Origin of the sequence: Actinomyces procaprae (genome assembly GCF_004798665.1) — a bacterium.
GTDB lineage: Bacteria > Actinomycetota > Actinomycetes > Actinomycetales > Actinomycetaceae > Actinomyces > Actinomyces procaprae.
Genome location: NZ_CP039292.1, coordinates 1,607,037 through 1,628,090 on the forward strand (window position 1 = coordinate 1,607,037; position 21,054 = coordinate 1,628,090).

Below are 21,054 nucleotides of genomic sequence, written 5' to 3' on the forward strand. Positions count from 1 at the left end.
ATCCTAGAAGCCATTGTCTCAAGGCTCCCAAAGCTGTGGAAACAACGCAGCACCTTCGTGTGGGGGTTCGTACCTTCTGGTCGGCGATTCGTACCTTCTGACGACGGTACGTACATCTAGGTGCCGAACCGTCGCATAAAAGTCCGAATCGTCGGCGCAAAAGTACGAACCGTCAACCAAAGGTACGAACTGTCGATACACAGACCACCACGAGCACGAACCCCGCGGGAAACACCACCGCACGGTGAGGCCCCACTCCCGGCACCAAGGAAGGGGCCCGGGGTCCGCAAAGACTCGATGCCCAGAAGAATCCCTGCCCTCGTAAACACTGGGCAGGTCGAAGTAGCTGACAGGCCGCGGTGTGTCCGAACCACGGACACATCCGCGCCGACAACCCCAAGATGCGCCCCACGGCGTGGTGGCCCCGGGAGTCGAAGCTCCCGGGGCCACCACTTCTACCGATCTCGGCGGTTATATCAACCGATCTCGCGGTGTTAGGCGAGTTCGCCGGTGTGGTAGACGCCGTCGGCGCCGAGGCGGGCCTCCGGGTCCAGCAGCATGGCGGCCTCAACCTCGTGCGGGTCGCGGCCCTTGCGCTCCTCGCCCAGGCGCCGCCCGTCGATCTGCTCGAACAGCGGGGCACGGCCGATCATGCCGGCGCGGCGGCGACGCGTGCCGGCGGCCAGGCGCCGGTTGGCGGAGGCCACCCACGCGTCGACGGCCTCCTGACCACCCTGTGCGCGCAGGGCCGCCTCGAAGGCGCCGGGGTGCACCAGGGCGATCAGGCCGGATACGTGACCGAAGCCGAGGCTGGTCAGCAGGCCCGCACGCACCGGGCCGGCGCCCGGGACGCGGCCGTCGGCTCCGCCGCGGCCCGCCAGGCGGATCGCAGTGCGCGGCCACACCCAGAAGGCGTCCTTCTCAAGCGGGGCGTCGACCACGTCGAGGCTGGCGTTACCCGGCGCGATGCCGGTGGCCAGGATCTCGGTCAGGCCGGCCACCTGGAACAGCGCGGCACCGCCCTTGGCGTGGCCGGTGATCGTCTTCTGGGAGACGGCCACCAGCGGGTTGCCCTCGCTGCGTCCCAGGGCACGCGCCAGACGGGTGTGCAGCTCGGACTCGTTGGGGTCGTTCGCGCCGGTGGAGGTGTCGTGCTTGGACACCACGGCGATGTCGTCGGCCTCAACACCCAGAGCGGCCAGGGCCTTGGCCAGGCGGGAGTCCTTGCCGCCGCGGCCCGCGCCGAGGGCACCCAGCCCGGGGGCGGGGATGGAGGTGTGGGCGCCGTCGGCGTAGGAGGAGACGAATCCGATCACGCCGGCCACCGGCAGCCCCAGTCGGGCCGCCACGGAGCCCCGGGCCAGGATCACCGTGCCGCCGCCCTCGGCCTCGACGAAGCCGCCGCGGCGGCGGTCGTTGGCGCGGGAGAAGTGGCGGGCGGAGATGCCCTTGGCGTACATGGCCTCGGCCTCCGCCGTGGCATTCATGTTGCCGAAGCCGACCACCGACTCGATGGAGATGTCGTCGATGGCGCCGGCCACGACCACGTCGGCCTTGCCGAGCGCGATCTTGTCCCAGCCCTCCTCGATGGACACCGCCGCGGTGGCGCAGGCCGAGACCGGCTGCACCATGGAGCCGTAGCCGCCGACGTAGGACTGCATGACGTGGGCGGCCACCACGTTGGGCAGCGCCTCCTGCAGGATGTCGCTGGGACGCTCCTCACCGAGGAACCGGCCGACGAACATCTTGCGCATGGACTCCATGCCACCGAATCCGGTGCCCTGCGTGGAGGCCACGTCGGAGGGGTGCACCGCCGCCAGCAGCTCGGCCGGGGAGAATCCGGCGGACAGGAAGGCGTCCACCGCGGTGACCAGGTTCCAGGAGGCGATGGTGTCCATGCCCTGCACCATTGAGGCGGGGATGCCCCAGCGCTCCGGGTCGAAGTCGACCGGGAACTGTCCGCCCACGGTGCGCGAGAGCGTCGCGCGGCGCGGCACGCGGGCCAGGGACCCGGCCAGGCGGGTGACGGTCCACTCCCCCGTGGGAGCGCCGTCGGACAGCTCCGGTGCCACCAGCGTGTGCTCGGGGTCGGTGACCTCGATGGTGCGGGCGGTGGCCTCGTCCGCCACGGTGAGGGTGATGTCGTGGTCGAGGTAGACCGCGACCTCCTCCGGGCCCTCGGTGGCGATGACGCCGTCGTCGACGAACTCGCGGATACCGCAGCGGGCCACGACCTCGTCCCGGTAGCGGGCGTAGATGTCGGACTCCTCGACGAACTCGCCGTCGGTGTCGTACCAGCCGGCCTTCGGGCTGTCCTGCCAGGTCAGCAGGCCCATGCCCCAGGCGAGCTCGAGCACGCCGGCCGCGGTCAGCTCGACGTCGTCACCGGCGCTCATGCCCAGCTCCGCCTCACGGCGGGTACGGCCCGAGCCCCAGGTGGAGACCTCGCCGGTGGAGACCACGACGACCAGGTCGTCCAGGTCCGCGTCCACCTCGCCCCAGTCGGGGGCAGTGGGCTGCGTGGGCACCTGCGGGGTGGGCAGCGCCTTAATGGTTGCCTGCGGCTCCGCCTCCGGCTGCGCCGTGGGCGCGGCGGCCAGGGCGCTTTCACGCAGTGCCACCAGGTCCACGTCGTCGCCCAGCCCACCGGTCAGGTCCGCCTGCACGGGAGCCTGGGCGGCACGCCCGCGCACCTCGGTGGTGCACAGCGCGACGAGCTCGGAGGCGATCTCCTGGGTGGACCAGGTGCGCACGCCCGCGGCCTCAACGGCGGCGACCAGCGGGTCGTTGCCGCCCATCAGCCCGGTGCCGCGCACCCAGCCGATGCGCGGGTGGGCAAGGGTGACCCGCCCAGACCAGTTCTTCTCCGCGCGCCACCGGTTCACGACGGCGTCGAGCGCGGACTTTACCTCGCCGTAGGCGCCGTCGCCGCCGAAGGTGCCCCGGTTGGGCGAGCCCGGCAGCACCACGTGCAGCCGGTGGTCGACGTGCGTGTCGGTGCCGATGGCGGACAGCGCGGCGATGGTCCGCTCCACGCTCCACAGCAGCAGCCGGGTCTGGGACTCGGCGGCCGGGCCGGCATCCGCGAGGGTGCCGACCACCCGCGGCGCCGCGAAGGGGAACAGCAGGGTCGGAACCAGCGCCTCCTTGACGAGCTTGGTGGAGCCGCCGGAGGTGACCACCTGGTCGTTGCCGATCCAGTCGGCCAGCGCATCCACGTCCCGGTAGGAGGCCAGGTTCGCGGGCACCATCCACAGGCGGGCACCGGCGGAGGCGTGCTCCCGGTACAGGCGGGTGGCGAAGGCGAGCCGGTTGTGGGTCAGGCGGGAGCTGGTGGCCACAACGGTCGCCCCGCCCGCGAGTAGCTCGCCGACGACGGCCGCGGCGATCGAGCCGGGAGCCACACCCGTGACCACGGCCACGTCGTCCGCCCAGCGGACCGAGTCCGCGCCGGCGACCGGGTTCTGGGCGGCCGCAGCGGAGATCGCCTCGGCGAGCTCCGCGCGAGCGGCCAGGTCGGCCGCGGGCAGGCCGGCGGCGTCGGCGGCGCGCAGCTGCCGGCCCCACCAGGCGGCCTGGTCGGCCACGGCGGATCCCAGGCCGGTGAAGCGCTGCGGGATCAGCAGGGCATTGGCCTCCTCCAGGTCCATGTCCCCGTTGCCCAGGCGCGCCAGGTCGTCGCGGGCCGAGGCCCAGCGGTCGTCGATCAGCACAGCACGGTCGGCGGAGAAGGCAGGAGTTACGGACTTGACCCAGCCGCTGCCCAGCTCGGCGTCAATCGCCTCAATGGCTTTGCGCGTGGCCGCAGCCTCGTCCCCGGCGTCCGCCGGGACGCCGGCCTTGTCGGCCAGGCCCAGCGCGTCAAGCAGCGCGCGGGCCGTGGTCGCCAGCACCCCGTCGGCGCCGGTGACCTGGGCGGCGAATGCGTCCAGGGCGGCGGAGTCGACCACCGCACCGCCGGCACCGCCGGCGCTCGGCATGGCCACGCTCACCCCGTGGGCGGAGGCGACGGCCTGCACGGCCGCGTCGATGAGGGCGTCGACGGCGCCCGCGTTCGTCAGCGGTGCCGAGGAGCCCAGCGTGGCGAGGTCCTCACCGCGCATCGAGGCCCCCTCACGGGTGCCCAGGAAGATCTCCGCGGTCACGTGTGAGGCCCAGCCGTCACCCAGGCCCCAGGTCCCGGTCACGCGGTCGGCGATGCGGCCGGCACGCACCCCGGAGGGGCCGAGGATACGGCCCAGGCCGGTACGGGTGGCATCGGCGAGGACGGGCCCGAAGGCCTTGTAGCCGGGGGCGCCCTTTGCGACGATGCCGGCCAGAGTGCTCATGTCCGCGTCCGCGGCGCCGTCAATGCTGGCCAGCTGCAGCTCGGTGCCCAGATCCATCAGCAGCTGGTTACGCCGCGAGGACACGCCGTTGGTCAGCGACTCGGTGGTGTCCGTCGGCGCGATCTGCTCGGGGCGGATGCGGGCGGCGTAAGCCAGCAGCACCGTCAAGGCGTCGGTGGCGCCGAAGGACAGGTCCGCGACCGGACCGGACGCGGCCGGGGCGCCGGCGGCAGGAGCCGCCGGCGCAGCCTCCGCAGGGGCCGGAGCGGAAGCGGGCGGGGCAGCGGGAGTCGGGGCGGACGGCGCAGAGTCGGCCTCCGCGGGCGCGTCGGGCAGCTCGAAGGCCTCCTCCTCCAGGCCCGCGGCCGGGTCGGTGTCGGTGGCCAGCACGCGCGCCTCGTCGCGGCGGGCGTTGTGCACCACCACGTGGCGGCCGGCGTGCTGCGGCAGCGCGAGCGTGCGGGAGGCGAGGTTCGCCAGCGTCGGGGACGCCGCCAGGCCGACCTCCACGATGTGCTCGACGCCCAGTCCGCCCTCCGCGGGGGAGCCCAGCAGGACGTCCTGCGTCTCGATCCAGCGCACCGGGGACGCGAACTGCCAGGCAAGCAGCTCCACCAGCAGCTGACGGCCGAGCTCGGTGGGCCGGTTAGCCCACCGCTCGAAGTCGTCCACGATCTCGCGCACCGGCTCGGAGGGGACCACGTCAAGCATGGCGGCGGCGAAGTCGCGGGTCAGCTCGAAGGGGCGCGCGACCAGGTTCGGCACGTACCGGCCGACCAGCCGGTCCACATCCAGGTCCGTCGGGATCAGCGTCAGCAGGCGCTCACGGAACTCGGGCACACCGGGACGCAGCACCTCCGAGTGGAAGGGGACGTCGATGCCGGGGACGTACATGAAGGGGTTCTTCCCGCCCCGGGCGGCCGCCTTGGCGCGGGCGTCGGCGGCAAGCGCCTCCAGGCCCTTGATGGTGCCCGCGACGGCGTACTGCACGCCGGCGAGGTTGTAGTTGACGATCTGCAGGAACTCCCCGCTCGCCTCAGACACCTCGCGAATGTAGTCCTCCACGCCTGCGGCGGAGATACCCGCCTGGTTCGGGCGCAGTGCACCCATCCGGTAGTTGGAGGCGCCGGTCTCGTCGCGCGGTACGAGCGAGTGCATCGTGGAGCCGCGCTGGAAGACGATCGAGATCGTCGTCTCCACGGACATGACCCGCCCGTAGGCGCTCAGAGCGGTGTACTCGCCCAGGGAGTGACCGGCGAAGGCGGCCGACTCCACCAGGGCGCCGGCCTCGGCCAGGCGCGCGGTGGTCGCCATGGCCACGGTCGCCAGCGCCACCTGGGTGAACTGGGTGAGGTTCAGCAGGCCGTCGGGGTGCCGGTAGGTGACGCCCCGGGCGGTCATCTCCGTGGGGTTGTCGCGTACGAGCGCGATGACGGAGAAGCCCAGCTCCGCACGGGTGTGTGCGTCCGCGCGCTCCCACACCTCGCGGGCCGCCTTGGAGGTGCGCATCTCGTCCAGTCCCATGCCGCGGGCCTGGATGCCCTGGCCGGGGTAGACGTAGGCGGTGGGCTCGGGCTCGGTCACCGCGGTGCCGCGGGAGACGACCTCGTCGCCGATGCGGCAGGTCACCTCCAGCACCAGGCCGCCGCCGACCACCAGGCCGGTGCGCTCAACGCTGATCTGGACGCGGTCGCCCAGGTCGACCGGGCCGAGCATGGTGTAGGTCCAGCCGGCGAGCACGTGGCGGGTGCCGTCGGTGGCCGTCGCGGCGGCCGCCTGCTGGGCGGTGGCCGACAGCCACATGCCGTGCACCAGGGGGGCATCCATGCCGGCGACCTTCGCGGCGTGGTAGCTGGTGTGGATCGGGTTGAAGTCACCCGTGACCCGGGCGAAGGCGGTCATGTCGCTCGGGGCGGTGACGGTTACGCGCCGCAGCAGGCGGCGGGCGGCCGGCGCCGTCTCGCGCCCGGTGCCGCCGGCCTGCTCGGGTGAGCTGGGCACCGCGTTGCCGGAGGCGCGGCCACGAATGGCGAAGCGCTCCCGCATCAGGGCCACCAGGCTGCCGTCGGCGGCGTCGGTCAGCTGCAGGCGCACGTCGACCACGCGGCCGGCACTGGACTCCTCCAGGGCGGCGACCCAGCCGTCGGCCTGGATGACGCAGTCGGGGCCGGCCTCACGGGCCAGTTCCGCCAGCGGACGGCGCAGGTCGATGGTGTGATCCAGGTGGACGGCGCCCAGTAGTCCCTCGATCAGCGGCATGCCGTCCTCGACGACGCTGCCCAGGGCGGCGTAGACCACCGGCCAGCAGGGGCCGAGCAGGGCGTCGGGCACGAGCTGGGCCGCCGCCAGGCTGGTGGGCAGGGCGTCGGCGGTGACCGCAGCGTGGTCCGCACCCAGGGTGTCGGCCAGGGTGAAGCGCGCGTGAACGGTGCCGAAGGGCTGGTGGGCCGGGCGGCCCAGGGCGTCGACGGCGTCGGCCTGCGGGGCGATGACCTCGGGCAGCTGCTCGACCAGGTCGCCGGTGATGGATACGGCGCCCACCCCGGCCGTGTTGCGCAGCAGGTCGTTCATGGTGTCGCTGATGCGACCCGGGTCCACGAACGGGGCCGCCCCGTCCCAGGCGCGGGCCAGTCGCAGCGGCACCACCAGGCGGCGCACGGCGTGGATGCTCTCCCCGCCGGGGGTGTCGTCCCAGTGGGTGTCAAGGGCAATGTCCAGGTCATAGGCGTCCTCGGCGACGTCGGGGCGCGCCACCACCTGGTAGGCGTCGTCGTCCAGGACCCGGGCGGGGTTGACGGTCAGGTGGCCGTTCCACAGCACGTGCGGGGTGGCGCGGACCAGCTCGGTGGCGTCGGCCACGGGGCGTGCGCCGACGCCGGAGGACGCACCCAGGCGACCGGCCGCGGGGGCGGCCTGCTCACCGGCGTCGCGCAGCGCGTCGATCACGGCCGTCTCGAAGCGGCCCAGCAGGTGGCCGACGGGCTCGTTGATGGTGGTGATGCCGGCGACGGAGACCGGGCCGGGGATGATACGCACCTGGTCGGCGGTGTAGCGGGGGTCCTGGGACTGCCACAGCGAGTCGGTCCCCCACCAGCGCAGGATGTCGGCGTCGAGCACCGGGACGAAGGGCACCGGCTTGGGGTGCTTGCGGCACAGGTCGACGAACCAGGCCGCGTCGGCGGGCTCGACCTGGGTGGTGGCGGCCGCCGGGTAGCGCTCGGCCAGCGCCGCCAGTGCGGCGTCGGCGTCAAGGACGTCGTCCTCACCGGCGAACAGCGTGGCGATCTCCCCGTGGTCGGCGGAGTGCAGACGCGCCTCAATGCGGTGCAGCAGGTCGAGGAACCGGTCGTACCAGCCCTCATCGGCCCAGTCCGCGCGGGTGGCGGCGCGTCCCTCGTGCGGGGCCACGCACAGCTGCGCGTACCGGGTCGCCCACTCCAGGTAGGTCATCTCCTCCACGTCACCGAAGTACGGCTTGGCGGTCTTCGCCAGGGCCGCGATCATCTCCTCGCGCCGCGCGGTCATGGCCTCGTCGTCGCCGGCGAGCTCCTGGATCAGGCGGGAGGCGCGGGCGGAGGAGTTGTCGATCTCATACAGGTCGGCACGCAGGTGGGACAGCCCGGAGGTCATGCCGCCGGCGGAGGCGCCGGAGGCGACCCAACCGCCCTCGTGGGCGGGGTCGATCCCGGGGGTGTCCACGAGGAGCTGCTTGACGTCCTCGTTGGTCTTGGCCTCCAGGCAGGTCATGGCGGCGGTGCCCACGCACACGCCGTCAACCGGGGCGGCGGCGGTTCCGTAGGCCTCGGCCCAGCGCCCGGTGATGTAGTCGGCGGCGCGCTCGGGGGCGCCGATGCCGCCACCCACGCACAGCACCAGGTTGTCGACCGCACGGATCGAGTCGTAGGTGGCCAGGAGCATGGTGTCCAGGTCCTCCCACGAGTGGTGCCCGCCGGCGTGCCCGTCCTCGATCTGCACGATCACCGGCACGTCCGGGACGGCCTTCGCGATGGCGATCACCTGGCGGATCTGGTCGACGGTGCCCGGCTTGAAGGCGACGTAGGGGAAGCCCTCCGCGCGCAGGCGGGTGATCAGGGCGACGGCCTCGTCTAGCTCCGGGATACCGGCGGAGATGACCACGCCGTCCACCGGAGTGCCGGCGGCGCGCGCCTTGGACAGCAGCCGCTGGGTGCCCAGGTGCAGGTTCCACAGGTAGCGGTCCATGAACATGGCGTTGAAGGCGGCGGTGCGGCCGGGCTCAAGGGCCTCCTCCAGGCCCGCGAGGTTGTCGGCCAGTACCTTGGCGGTGGTCTGGCCACCGCCGGCGAGCTCCGCCCAGTAGCCGGCGTTCGCGGCGGCCGCCACGATCTCCGGGTCGACGGTGGTCGGCGTCATGCCGGCCAGCAGGATCGCGGAGCGTCCGGTCAGCCGGGTGAAGGCGGTGTCCAGGGTGATCCGGCCGTCCGGCAGCTGGGTCAGGCGGGGTGCGAAGCGGGCGCGGTCCACGGTGGGGGCCGGGGCGGCTCCGGCCCGGTCGAGGTCATCGATGTGGCGGGCGGTCCCCGCGGGCACCACGGTGGTGCCGGTGCCGGCGACTACCGGCTCGGTCAGGCGGGACAGCACCGTACCCGGGCCGACGTCGAGGATCAGGCGCCGGGCGGGGCGCCCCTCGTCGAGGGCGGAGGTGACCAGGGAGGGCCAGTCGACGGGGTCGATGAGCACGGCCACGGCCAGCTCGCGAGCCAGCTCGGCGTCCAGCCCGGAGCGTGCGGCCCAGGCGACGACGTCGTCGACGGCGTCGGCCAGCAGCGGCGTGTGGAACGGGACGGAGGTCGTCAGGAACTCGGTGACCGGGTTCAGCACGGCGCCGCCACGGCGCCGTTCCTTACGGTCGCGCGCACTGCGGTCGGCGGCCGCCTCAAGGGCGGTGATGACGCGCTCCAGGTCGGCGGGTCGCCCGGACAGGATGTGGGCCTGGCGCCCGTTGACCACGCCGACGGCGATCTGCTCGGAACCGGGCACCCGCGCCAGCACCCCGTCAAGCACCTCGCGGGTGACGCCACGCACCGACAGCATGGGGGTGGTCTCCCCCACCGTGCCCAGGTCGAGCCTGCCGGTGGTACGTGCCGCGGCGGCACCGATCAGGCGCGCAATCGCATGGACCTCGACAACCGGCTCCGCCGTCGCGCCCGCGCCCTCAGCGCGGGCCTGGCGCAGCGCCCGCAGCAGGGCCACGCCGAGCACCCCCTGGGAGTGGCCGATCACGGCGTCGGGGACCTGCTCACCAGCGGGGTCCACCCCGGAGCCGGGCATGCAGGCGAGGGCGGCGTGCTGGGCGAACAGGATGCCGGGGACCGACACGTCGGCCGTGTCGGCGGGTCCGGCCGTCCCCCGGGGTGCGGGGGCCACCGGGGCGCCCGCCGCGGTGAAGAAGCGCGCCCCCCGCGGAGTGACGGTGAGCAGGTCGGTGGCGACGGGTGCCAGCCGGTCGGCGACGGCGGTGTCGACGGCGACGAGCTCCGCCGCCAGGTCGCGGTCGAGGCCGGCCAGCTCCTCAAGGGTGCGGCGCCAGGGCGTCGCCTGGCCGCCGAAGGCGAGCACGTAGGGCTCGCCCGCGCTCAGACGCTCGGCGATGGTGTCGGGGGTGGTGGGCTGAGTGGTCATGCGGTCCTCGGTTGTAGGGTCGATTGCGTTGGTCTGCGGGTTGTCGGTTCGGGTGCTGTTGGTGTCGGTACTGGTCATAGCGGGCCGTTGTCGTGCTTCTTGAGGGCGGCGCGCCGGCCGTCGCGCTTGTCCGCCAGGGCGGACAGCGAGTCGACGATGACGGTGCGGGTGTGCTCGGGGGCGATGACCGCGTCGATCTCACCGATCGCAACGGCCTTGTCCGGGTTGATGACCGTGGCGGTGTACTCGTCGATCAGGCGCTGCTGCTCGGCGGCCGCGGCCTCCTCGCCGGACTCCTCACGCACCTTGCTCAGCTCGCGGCGGTGAATGATGCCCACCGCCCCCTGAGCGCCGAGCACGGCGATCTCGGCGCCGGGCCAGCAGAAGTTCAGGTCGGCGCCGATCGCCTTGGAGCCCATCACGATGTAGGCGCCGCCGTAGGCCTTGCGCAGCACCACCGTGACCAGCGGGACCGTGGCGGAGGCATAGGCGTTGATCACCTTCGCACCGCGGCGGATGATGCCGGCGTGCTCCTGCTCGGCTCCGGGACGGTAGCCGGGCACGTCCACAAAGGTCACCACCGGCAGGCCGAAGGCGTCGCAGAAGCGCACGAAGCGGGCCAGCTTCTCGGAGGCGTCCACGTCCAGGGTGCCGGCATCCACCAGGGGCTGGTTCGCGACGACGCCGACGGGCCGTCCCTCGAAGCAGGCGAAGCCGACCACCACGTTCGCGGCGAAGTCCTCCTGCACCTGCACCAGCTCCCCGTGGTCCACCAGTGCCGTCACCACGGCGGTGACGTCGTAGGGCTGGCGGGGGGAGGCCGGCACCAGGTCGCCGACCTCGGCGGCGGCGTCCCTGTCCGCGGCCCGGTCGGCGTCCTCATACGCGTAGCGGGGCGCCTCCTGATCGGAGGAGGAGGGCAGGTAGGCGAGCAGGGTACGCACCTGGGCGAGGGCGTCGTCCTCGTCGTCGGCGACGTAGTGGACCACGCCCGTGACCGAGCCGTGGATGTCGGCCCCGCCCAGCTCCTCGGCGCTGATGCGCTCACCGGTGACGGCACGCACCACGTCGGGGCCGGTGACGAACATGTGCGAGGCCTCGCGGGTCGCGATCACGAAGTCGGTCAGGGCCGGGCTGTAGACGGCGCCGCCCGCGCACGGCCCGAGGATGACGCTGATCTGGGGCACCAGGCCGGAGGCGGCGCAGGTGCGGTTGAAGATGCGCCCGTACTGGCGCAGGGCGGCCACTCCCTCCTGGATCTTCGCGCCGCCCGAGTCGATCAGCCCGATCACCGGGATGGATAGGCGCAGCGCGTCATCCAGCAGCCGGACGATCTTGTCCCCCTCGACCGTGCCCAGGGCGCCGCCGGACACGGAGAAGTCCTGGGAGTAGACGGCCACCTGGCGGCCGCCGATCTGGCCGAAGCCCGTCACGACGCCGGAGGGGCGGGCCTGCTCGCCCGCGCCGGAGCCGGAGTAGCGGCCGATCTCCAGGAAGGAGTCGGCATCCAGCAGCATGTCGATGCGCTCGCGGGCGGTCTGCTTGCCCTTTGCGTGCTGGCGCGCGGCGGCCCGTTCCTCGGCCTCGGCGTCGACGCGGGCAATGCGCTCCCGGAATGCGGTGGTCGCCGGGGAGCTGGACATCATCGCGTCAGGGGCGACGGTGTTGACTGCGGGCTCGGTCATGGTCAGGCCTCCTGCTCGGGCTGTGAGTCGTCGCGGATGTCGCGCATGCGAACCAGGATCTCGCCGGCGGACACGGTGCGTCCGGCGCTGACGGGGATGTCGGCGACGGTGGCATCCATGGGGGCGTGGACGTAGTTCTCCATCTTCATGGACTCCAGCACCACCAGCAGGTCGCCCTCGTGCACGCGCTGTCCCGGGGACACGCAGATGCGGGTGACGATTGCCTGCATGGGGGCAGCGATGGCGCCGGGATCGCCGCCCTGGGCGCTGGCTCCGGTGGCGGCGCGTCCGCGGCCGGTCCCGCGCCCGCGCAGTGGCTGCTGGGCCAGGTTGGAGCCGCCGGCGTAGCCCGCCCCCAGGCGCCGGTTGTGTCCGCCGAGGATCCCGTCGGGGACGGTTACCTGGAGCCGGTGCCCGTTGATCTCGACCACGTAGGTGGAGCGGGTGCGGTGGTCGTCGGCCGGGGGCTGCTCACCCGCAGTGCCGGCGGTACCGGCATTCTGGGGGGTGCGCAGCTGAGGCAGTACGTCGTCCTCGAGCCAGCGGGTGGTGACGTTCAGCTGCGAGTCGGCACCGGGCGTGGTGAACTCCTCGCGGCCGAGCACCTGCGCGTGCAGGGAGGTGCACACGGTAACGCCCTCCACGACCGTCTCCCTAAGGGCCCGCCGCGCCCGGCGGATCGCCTGGTCTCGGTCGGCCCCGGTGACGACGATCTTGGCGAGCATGGGGTCGAAGGTGGGGGTCACGGTGTCGCCCTCGACCACGCCGGACTCGATGCGGATGCCGGGGCCCGCCGGCCACCGCAGCCGGGTGATCGTGCCGGTGGAGGGAGCCAGCCCCTGCGCCGGGTCCTCGCAGGTTATGCGCAGCTCCAGGGAGTGTCCGCGCGGTGCGGGAACCGTGCCGAGGTGTCCCCCGGCGGCGATGCGCAGCTGCATCTCCACCAGATCGACGCCGGTGACCTCCTCCGAGACGCAGTGCTCCACCTGCAGCCGCGGGTTGACCTCGAGGAACCACAGCTCTCCGGCGGGGGTGAGCAGGAACTCGCAGGTTGCCACGCCGACGTAGTCGACCGCCTCCAGCAGGCGCCGGGAGGCTTCGTGCAGCTTGTCCTCAATGCCCTCGGGCAGCCAGGGGGCGGGGGCCTCCTCCAGGAGCTTCTGATTGCGGCGCTGCAAGGTGCAGTCGCGGGTCGACACCACGGCGAAGTCTCCGTGGCAGTCGCGCGCGCACTGGGTCTCGACGTGGCGGGCAGCGGTGACGAACTTCTCCAGGATGAGGGTGCCGACGCCGGCGGCGGAGTCGAAGGCGGGAGTGGCCCGGACGGCGTCGTCGTCGCCCAGCACGGTGATGCCGCGGCCGCCGCCGCCGTCGGTGCGCTTGAGGGCGACCGGGTAGCCGTGTGCGGCGGCGAAGGTGATGACGGAGTCGGGGTCCGTGACCGCGTCGGTGATCCCGGGCACGGGCTCAACGCCGGAGGTGACGGCGGCGGCGCGGGCGCTCAGCTTGTCTCCCAGGGTGCGCATGGCCGCCGGCGAGGGGCCCACCCAGGTCATCCCGGCGTCGGCGACGGCCTGGGCGAAGTCGGCGTCCTCTGAGAGGAAGCCGTAGCCGGGGTGGACGGCGTCGGCACCGGTGCGGCGGGCGATATCAATGATTGCGGCCGCGTCGGTGTATCCCGATCCCTCCGGCAGGGCGTGTGCCTCATCGACGAGCTCCGCCGCCGGACTCATCAGGTCCTCCGGGGTGTACGGCAGGATCGACGTGCCGCCGAGGTCCCTGACGGTGCGCGCCACGCGCAGGGCGATTTCGCCGCGGTTGGCGATGAGAATGCGGTTGAGGGGTCGGGCGTGGCTCGCGTCAACGCTCACTGGGCGGCTCCTGGGGTGGATGGTCGGTGTGGGCGGGACTGTCCGAGACCTTGTCACGAACTGGCACGAACTCGCGTTTGTCTACAAAGCCGATGACGGCATTCTCTCGGGCCAGCTGCGCAAACCCCGCCCCCCCGCAACGATACGGCGACCTGCCATCGCGCGCCTATTGTGGAATCACCACAAATCCGGTCCGTTACCTTGAATATGGCCGCGGAGTGTCGGCGCACGCGCTCACCGGAGGCCTCAGTGGGCGTGGCCGGCGGCCAGCTCACGCAGGGTGGCGACCGCCGCGGCGGCGTCATCCGCCCGGTAGACGGCGGACCCGGCGACGAACACGTCGGCTCCGGCCTCGGCGGCGCGCACGATGGTCCGCTCGGTGACACCGCCGTCGATCTGGATGCGCAGCTGCTGGCCCCGCTCCCCCACCAGGCGGCGGGCGGCCGCGATCTTGGCGAGCATCGGCTCCAGGAACGACTGTCCCCCGAACCCGGGTTCAACGGTCATCAGCAGCAGCAGGTCGATCTCCGGCAGCAGCGGCTCCACCGCCGTCAACGGGGTGGCCGGACGCAGCGCCAGGCCGACGCCGGCGCCGAGTCGGTGGATCTCCTTCGCCAGCCTGAAGGGGGCCGCCGTCGCCTCGAGGTGGGTGGTGACGACGGCGCAGCCCGCCTCGGCGTACACGGTTGCCCAGCGGTCCGGCTCGGTGATCATCAGATGCGCGTCCACCGGCAGGTCGGTGTGGGCGAGCACGGTCTGCACCAGGCTCGGGCCACCGAACTGGTTGGGCACGAAGTGGTTGTCCATGACGTCCACATGCAGGCCGTCCGCGTTGCGCACGCGCTCCAGCTCGGCACCCAGATGAGCCTGGTCGGCGTTGAGGATCGAGGGGTGGATGGCCGGCTGTGTCATGGAGGGCTCCTTCGCTCGGTCGGATGGTTACACGGTACGCCGCAGCAGCGCGCAGAACATGGCGTCGGAGTCATCCAGGTGCGGCCAGGTCTGCAGCAGTTGCCGACCTGCGCCCGCCGGCGCCTGCGGAGCCAGGTCCGCGGCCACGCTCCCGGCGTGCAGCGGCTCGAGGGTGATGCCGTCACGGGCCGCCTGCCGCGTCACGTCACGGACCACCAGGCTCGTCTCCAGCGCGTGGGGCGAGCAGGTGACGTAGGCGATCAGGCCGCCCGGTCGCGCCGCCCTCGCCGCGCCGGCGAGCAGCTCCCGCTGCAGCTCGGCCAGCGCCGCGACATCCTGAGGGGTGCGCCGCCAGCGCGCCTCGGGGCGCCGCCGCAACGAACCCAGGCCGGTACAGGGCGCGTCCACCAGGATGCGGTCATACGCCCCGGGCTCCTGCCGTCCGATATTGCGTCCGTCATCGGTGCGTACGGTGACGACTCCCTCGGGGATGGCGCGGACGGCACCCTCCACCAGCCGGGCGCGATGCGGGGTCACCTCATTGGCCACGAGGGTGGCGCCGCGGTCTGCGGCCACCGCGCCCAGCAGCGCCGCCTTGCCGCCCGGGCCGGCGCACAGGTCCAGCCAGCGCTTGTCATCGCCCTCCAGCGGGGCGTGGGCGAGCATCAGGGCGACGAGCTGACTGGCCTCGTCTTCGACGCCGGCCCGGGAGTCGCGCACCGCCTCGATGCGTCCGGGGTCTCCGCCGGAGAGCACCAGTGCGTACGGGCTCAGGCGCCCGGGCGTGGGATCCTCGCCGGTGGCCGCATAGACCTGCTCGGCCAGCTCGTCGACGGAAATGAGGCCGGGGCGGGCACACACAGTCACCTGCGGATCGGTGTTATCGGCCTCCAGCAGTGCCTCCAGCTCCCCGTCGGCGTCCTCGCGGCCGTTCACCTTCAGCGCCTGCCGCATGGCCTTAACCACCCAGGCCGGGTGCGAGTGCACGCGTGACAGCGCGGTGGTGGCGTCGGGGGCGTCCGCGCGCAGCTCGGCGGCCCACTCGGCCAGGTCGTGCGCGCTGATGCGGCGCATGACGGCGTTTACGAATCCGGAGGCGCCGCGGCCGGCGCTGTAGGCGGCCAGGTCCACCGTGGTGGACACGGCCGCGTGCGTCGGCACGCGCATGGCGAGCAGCTGGTGGGCGCCGAGCCGCAGCACGTCCCTGACCACCGCGTCGACCCGGTCCAGGGGCCGATCAATGCAGCGGGAGATGATGGCGTCATAGCGCCCCTGCAGCCGGAGGGTGCCGTAGGTCAGCGCGGTGGCGAAGCCGGCGTCGCGGCGTTCGAGACGTGCCTGGTCGAGGATGGTGGGCAGCACCAGGTTGGCGTAGGCGTCGTCCTCCCGCACCTTGGTCAGCGCGTGCAGGCAGGCCAGGCGGGCCGGGTCGACGTCGGGGCCCGCGGAGCGGGGGCCACGCCGTCGCATGCGCGGCCCGTCCGCCGGCGCGGAGGAGTGGTTTTCCGGGAGGGGCATCTCATCTCTCATTCGTTCGCATCCTGTTCAGCCTGCACTGGTGCGGCTTGTTGTGCGGTTCCCAGTACGGTGTCGGCGGCGGGCCGGGCTCCGCGGGCCCAGGCGTCGGCGTCCATCCAGCTCTTGCCGGCGGGCGCCACCCGCCCCAGTCGGACCGCGCCCCTACCAGTGCCGACGCGGACCTCGTGCTTGGTGGCGCGTAAGGCGCCGGGGGCGAGGTCGTCGGCACCCGGGACGGGGGTCACCGGGCCCAGGCGCAGCCGGGTGCCCCGGTAGGTGGTGTGCGCGCCCGGCGCCGGGGTCACGCCACGGATGCGGCGGTCGACGGCGGCCGCGGTCTCGTGCCAGTCGACGAGCCCGTCCGCGGAGGTCAGCACGGGCGCATGGGTGGCCTGCCGGTCATCCTGTGGCTGCGGGCTCGCGCTGCCGGCCTCCAGGTCCGCCAGGACCTCGAGCAGCAGGGGCGCACCGGCGTCGGCCAAGCGCCCCAGTAGGTCCCCGGCGGTGTCATCGGGGCGGATCTGCTCGGTGATGCGTGCGTAGACGGGACCGGTGTCCAGCCCCTCCTCGAGCCTGAACACGCTGGCCCCGGTGACCCGGTTCCCAGCGATCAGGGCGCGTTGCACGGGGGCGGCGCCACGCCAGGCGGGCAGTAGGGAGAAGTGCAGGTTGATCCAGCCGTACGCGGGGACGTCGAGCAGCTCGGCGGGAACAAGGCGACCGTAGGCGACGACGACGGCCACGTCGGCCTGCAGCCCGCGAATCCAGTCCTGGGCGTCCTGATCGCGCAGGGTGGCGGGCGTGCGTACGTCGAGGCCAGCGGCGCGGGCCACCGCCGCCACCGGCGAGGGGTGCAGGGTGCGCCCGCGCCCGCGCCGGGCGTCGGCGCGGGTGAGTACGCCCACCACCTCATGCTCGGGCGCACTGGTCAGTGCTCGCAGCACGGGAAGGGCCGTCTCGGGGGTGCCGGCGAAGAGAACACGCATGGGCTCAGTCTAGGGGCGCGGGCAGCAGGCCCTGCTCGATCAGGACGGCACGCAGCATGGCGGCACCGGTGAAGCGGTGGGCGCGCATGCCGACCGCCCGGGCGCCGGCCACGTTACCGGGCGAGTCGTCGACGAACAGTGTGCGGCCTGCGCACAGCCCGTAGCGGTCCAGCAGCAGGTGGTAGATGGCGGGGTCGGGTTTGCTCAGGTGCTCCTGCCCGGAGACGACGACACCGCGGAAGCGCTCCAGCACAGGTGAGAGGTGGTGGGTCCTGGCGAACAGCACGTCGTTGAAGTTGGTCAGGGCGTACAGCGGCACACCGGCGTCGTCCAGCGCCTCGATGACGGCTGCCGTTCCGGGCACGGGACCGGTCTTGGTGTCGATGAAGTGGTCCCAGTAGGTGCGCATGATCCGGGGCCAGCCGGGCCGTTCCGGATGCGCGGCGGTGAGTGCCTCAAGAACCTGCTCCACTCCGGCGCCGGCGTCCAGCATGGCGTTGTACCGGGCAAACTCCCCCGCCTCCACGAACTCCTGCCAGTCCTGAAGGGGGACCCGCCCGGCGACGGCGCCTACCGCCTCCCAGGTGTGGATCACGTTGCCGTAGTCGAAGACGACGGCGTCGATGCCGCCGGGGACGGCACCTGCACTGGCGGACGGGAGGGCACTCATAACAGGAGCTCTATCACAGGATGCCCCGCGTATCTACCACAGGACTGTCGGGTCGAGCTCGACGCGCACTGGGTCCTCCCGCCGCACCGAGGCCTCCCGCACCTGCAGGCGCAGGAAGGCGGCCAGCTCACGTCCCCGGCTCAGGGGCGCGCGGATCAGTCCGCGCGCGTCCCCCGCGCCGGGGGCCGCCGACTGAGCCTGCGGGGCACCGGTCCCGTCTCCGCGGCGGGGCGCGGCGACGGGACCGAGTGCCTCGAAGCCGTTCGCCCGTGCCCTGTCGAACAGGTCCTCCAGGCGGGCGCGCGGCCCGTCGACGCGGGCGGCGCGCCATGCGGGAGGCAGGTGCAGCTCGGCCCGCTCCTCCAGCTCGCGGCGGGCGAATCCGGCATGGTCCCAGCGGACCAGCGCCTGCGCCGCCACCGGGTGGGGGCCACCCAGGAGCAGCACCCTCGCGCCGGAGTGGGCGAGGACTGCCGCATTGGACCAATTTCGCAGTGCCTGACTGGAGGCGCCCAGCTCGGCGCGTGCGGACACGGCCGCCCCGTCCAGCAGCAGCACCGTGGCGTAGCCGCCGTCGGCGACCGGCTCGGCCCCTGGCGTGGCGATCACCAGCCGGGGGCGGGAGTCCACGGAGGCAATGACCCCGTGGTCCTCCCGGGCGCCGGAGGTGACCACGGGGACCCCGGGGAATGCGCGTCCCAGCTCCTCGGCGGTGCGGGTGGTGCCCACATGGACCATGCGCAGTCCCCGGCCGCCGCACTCCGGGCACGTCCAGTTCGTTGCGGTGCGTGCGCACCAACGGCAGGTGACCGCGCCGTCCCGACCCAGGGCCAGTGGGCCGGAGCAGTTCGTGCAGCGGGCGACGGCGCGGCAGCGGGCGCAGGCCACCAACGGGGCATAGCCGCCGCGGGGCACCTGCACCAGGACAGGGCCGTGCTTGAGCGCCTCGCGCACCGCGCGGTGGGCCAGTGAGGGGATGCGTGCGGCACCGGAGGGTCCCTCCGCCTCGAGCTCGGGCAGACCGGGGACCTGCACTCGTGCCGTCGCGGCGCGCACCGTATCGCGGGGCGCGCGCAGGTCGGTCGCCCAGCCCTGCTCCACATACGCCTGGGCCTCCACCGACCGGGTGTAGCCGCCGATGAGGAGGCCCGCCCCGGACAGTGCGGAGCGCAGTGCCAGCACGGTGCGGGCGTGGACGTAGGGGGCGTGGGGCTCGTCGAGCCGGTCGTCGCTGTCGTCCCAGATGACTGCCAGGCCCAGGCTCGCGACCGGCGCGAATGCGGCCCCGCGCGTACCCACCACGACGCGGGCGCGGCCGCTCAGGGCCCGCAGGAACGCCCGGTACCGGCGGGAGGGGCCATGCTCGGCGGACAGGACGACGACGCCCTCCCCGTCCAGGGCGGTGCCGAGGGAGGCAGCGACCGCCTCGGCCCGCTCGGTGGTGGCGACGAGCACGAGTACGCCCCGGCCCCCGGCCAGGGTGGCCTGGGCGGCGTCGGCCAGTAGCGTGGTCCAGCGCGCCACCAGGCCGGGACGTCCGGGCAGCGCGGTCCACACCCGCCGCGGCGCCTGCCCGGCGGTGAGCCGTTCCAGGAAGTCGGGGCCGCCGTCGTAAGCCGCCCACGGCTCCGGTCCCGGGGCGCGCCAGTGCGGCAGGGCGGAGCCGGGCCGGTCCCGCTCCTCACGCTCGGTGGTGGCGTGCCGAGCGGGCACGGCCAGGCGGATGACGTCGGAGCGCACCCCGGCGGTACGGGCGGCCACTGCCTCCACCAGGCGCATGGTGTCCGCGGTCAGTACCGGCAGGTCGGATACGACCCGGCGGATCGCCGCCAGCCTGCCGGGGTGGGTGGTGGTATCCGCCCGCTCCCAGATCCAACCGTGCAGGTCCTGCCGCCCGAAGCGGACGACCACACGGGTGCCCACGGCGGCGGCGACGTCGAGCTCGGGCGGCACCAGGTAGTCGAAGGTCCGGTCCAGGTGCGGAACGGCGGTCTCCAGCAGTACGCGCGCCACGGGGTGCAGTACCCCGCCGGCGGTGACGCGCCTTGCCGCCGTGGCGGGGGCGTCCAGGAGCGCGCCCTGTTCCGGCGCTCCCCCTGAGGCGGCAGCCGGCTCCATGACGTCACTCCCCGCCGGCGCAGTCAGCAAGCCTCGCGCAGGGCCGCGGCGCGGTCTGTGGACTCCCAGGTGAATCCCGGCCGGCCGAAGTGCCCGTAGGCGCTGGTGCTCCGGTAGATCGGACGCAGCAGGTCCAGATCGCGCACGATCGCGGCGGGACGCAGGTCGAAGACGGTGCTGATGGCGGCGGTGATCCGATCAACCGGTGCCTTCTCGGTGCCGAAGGTCTCCACGTACAGGCCCACGGGGCGGGCGGCGCCGATCGCGTAGGCCACCTGCACCTCGCAGCGGTCGGCCAGGCCGGCCGCGACCACATTCTTGGCGACCCAGCGCATCGCGTACGCGCCGGAGCGGTCGACCTTGGAGGGGTCCTTGCCGGAGAATGCGCCGCCGCCGTGGCGGGCCATGCCCCCGTAGGTGTCCACGATGACCTTGCGCCCGGTCAGGCCCGCGTCGCCTGCGGGGCCGCCGATCACGAACTGGCCGGAGGGATTGACCAGGATCTCGGCATCCGCGGTGGCCAGTCTCAGACCCTTGGCCTCCTCGGCCTCGAGCACCGGACGGATGACCTCCTGCGTGACCGCGTCGGTGAGCCAGGCCCGGGTCCGGTCGGGGTCATGCTGGGTGGAGATGACGACCCCGGACAGGGAGACCGGGGTGTCGCCGTCGTAACCGATGGTGACCTGAGTCTTGCCGTCGGGGCGCAGGCCGTCGACGATGCCCCGCTTGCGCACGTGCGCGAGCCGCTCGGACAGGCGGTGGGCCAGGTGGATCGGCAGCGGCATGAGCTCGGTGGTATCCGTGCAGGCGTAGCCGAACATGAGTCCCTGGTCCCCGGCGCCCTGGAAGTCGAGCGGGTCCAGCTCGGCGCCGTCGTCGCGCACCTCCAGGGCCTTGTCCACGCCGGCGGCGATGTCGGGGGACTGCTGGCCGATGGAGATCGACACCCCGCAGGAGGCGCCGTCGAAGCACACCTCGGAGGAGGTGTAACCGATGGAGACGATCTCGTTGCGGACGATGTCGGGGATCTCCACGTAGGCGGTGGTGCTCACCTCGCCGGCCACGTGCACGAGGCCGGTGGTGGCCATGGTCTCCACGGCCACGTGCGCGTTCGGGTCCTGAGCGAGGATCGCGTCCAGGATGGCGTCCGAGACACGGTCGCAGATCTTGTCCGGGTGCCCCTCGGTGACGGACTCGGAGGTGAACAGACGTAGAGAGTTCGATGCCATATGTGGTGTGGTCCTTGGTTGTCGGCGGGTGCGTGCTCGCCGGATGGTCCGATGATCGGCGTTGCCTCATTCGCCC

General features: G+C 73.0%; 9 protein-coding genes. All 9 read right to left on the reverse strand.

Going from position 1 to position 21,054, the window contains the following annotated elements; translation table 11 throughout:
- Positions 1 to 494: 494 nt before the first annotated feature.
- Positions 495 to 9,989: a type I polyketide synthase gene (locus tag E4J16_RS06455; RefSeq protein WP_136313556.1), complete on the reverse strand. Its 9,495-nt coding sequence runs from the start codon at positions 9,987 to 9,989 to the stop codon at positions 495 to 497.
- Positions 9,990 to 10,063: 74 nt separating this feature from the next.
- The gene (locus E4J16_RS06460) at positions 10,064 to 11,674 is read right to left on the reverse strand and encodes an acyl-CoA carboxylase subunit beta (protein WP_420809330.1); all 1,611 of its coding nucleotides are present in this window, start codon (positions 11,672 to 11,674) and stop codon (positions 10,064 to 10,066) included.
- A 2-nt stretch (positions 11,675 to 11,676) separates the two neighbouring features.
- Entirely contained in the window at positions 11,677 to 13,545 is a 1,869-nt protein-coding gene (locus tag E4J16_RS06465; protein ID WP_136313557.1) for an ATP-binding protein, read from the reverse strand.
- Positions 13,546 to 13,791: 246 nt separating this feature from the next.
- A complete protein-coding gene (gene rpe, locus E4J16_RS06470) occupies positions 13,792 to 14,457 on the reverse strand; it encodes a ribulose-phosphate 3-epimerase (RefSeq protein WP_136313558.1) in 666 nt (221 codons plus the stop codon).
- A 27-nt stretch (positions 14,458 to 14,484) separates the two neighbouring features.
- Positions 14,485 to 15,927, reverse strand: coding sequence for an RsmB/NOP family class I SAM-dependent RNA methyltransferase (locus E4J16_RS06475; RefSeq protein ID WP_420809339.1), 1,443 nt, complete (start codon positions 15,925 to 15,927; stop codon positions 14,485 to 14,487).
- A gap of 56 nt (positions 15,928 to 15,983) precedes the next feature.
- Entirely contained in the window at positions 15,984 to 16,961 is a 978-nt protein-coding gene (gene fmt, locus E4J16_RS06480) for a methionyl-tRNA formyltransferase (protein WP_136313560.1), read from the reverse strand.
- A gap of 4 nt (positions 16,962 to 16,965) precedes the next feature.
- Positions 16,966 to 17,631: an HAD family hydrolase gene (locus E4J16_RS06485; protein WP_136313561.1), complete on the reverse strand. Its 666-nt coding sequence runs from the start codon at positions 17,629 to 17,631 to the stop codon at positions 16,966 to 16,968.
- Between the two features lie 33 nt (positions 17,632 to 17,664).
- Complete coding sequence (locus E4J16_RS06490; protein WP_168709470.1) at positions 17,665 to 19,749, reverse strand: primosomal protein N' family DNA-binding protein; 2,085 nt, start codon at positions 19,747 to 19,749, stop codon at positions 17,665 to 17,667.
- Positions 19,750 to 19,772: 23 nt separating this feature from the next.
- Positions 19,773 to 20,978 carry a methionine adenosyltransferase gene (gene metK, locus E4J16_RS06495; RefSeq protein WP_136313562.1) on the reverse strand — a complete coding sequence of 402 codons (1,206 nt, stop codon included), beginning with the start codon at positions 20,976 to 20,978 and terminating at the stop codon, positions 19,773 to 19,775.
- Between the last annotated feature and the right edge of the window lie 76 nt (positions 20,979 to 21,054).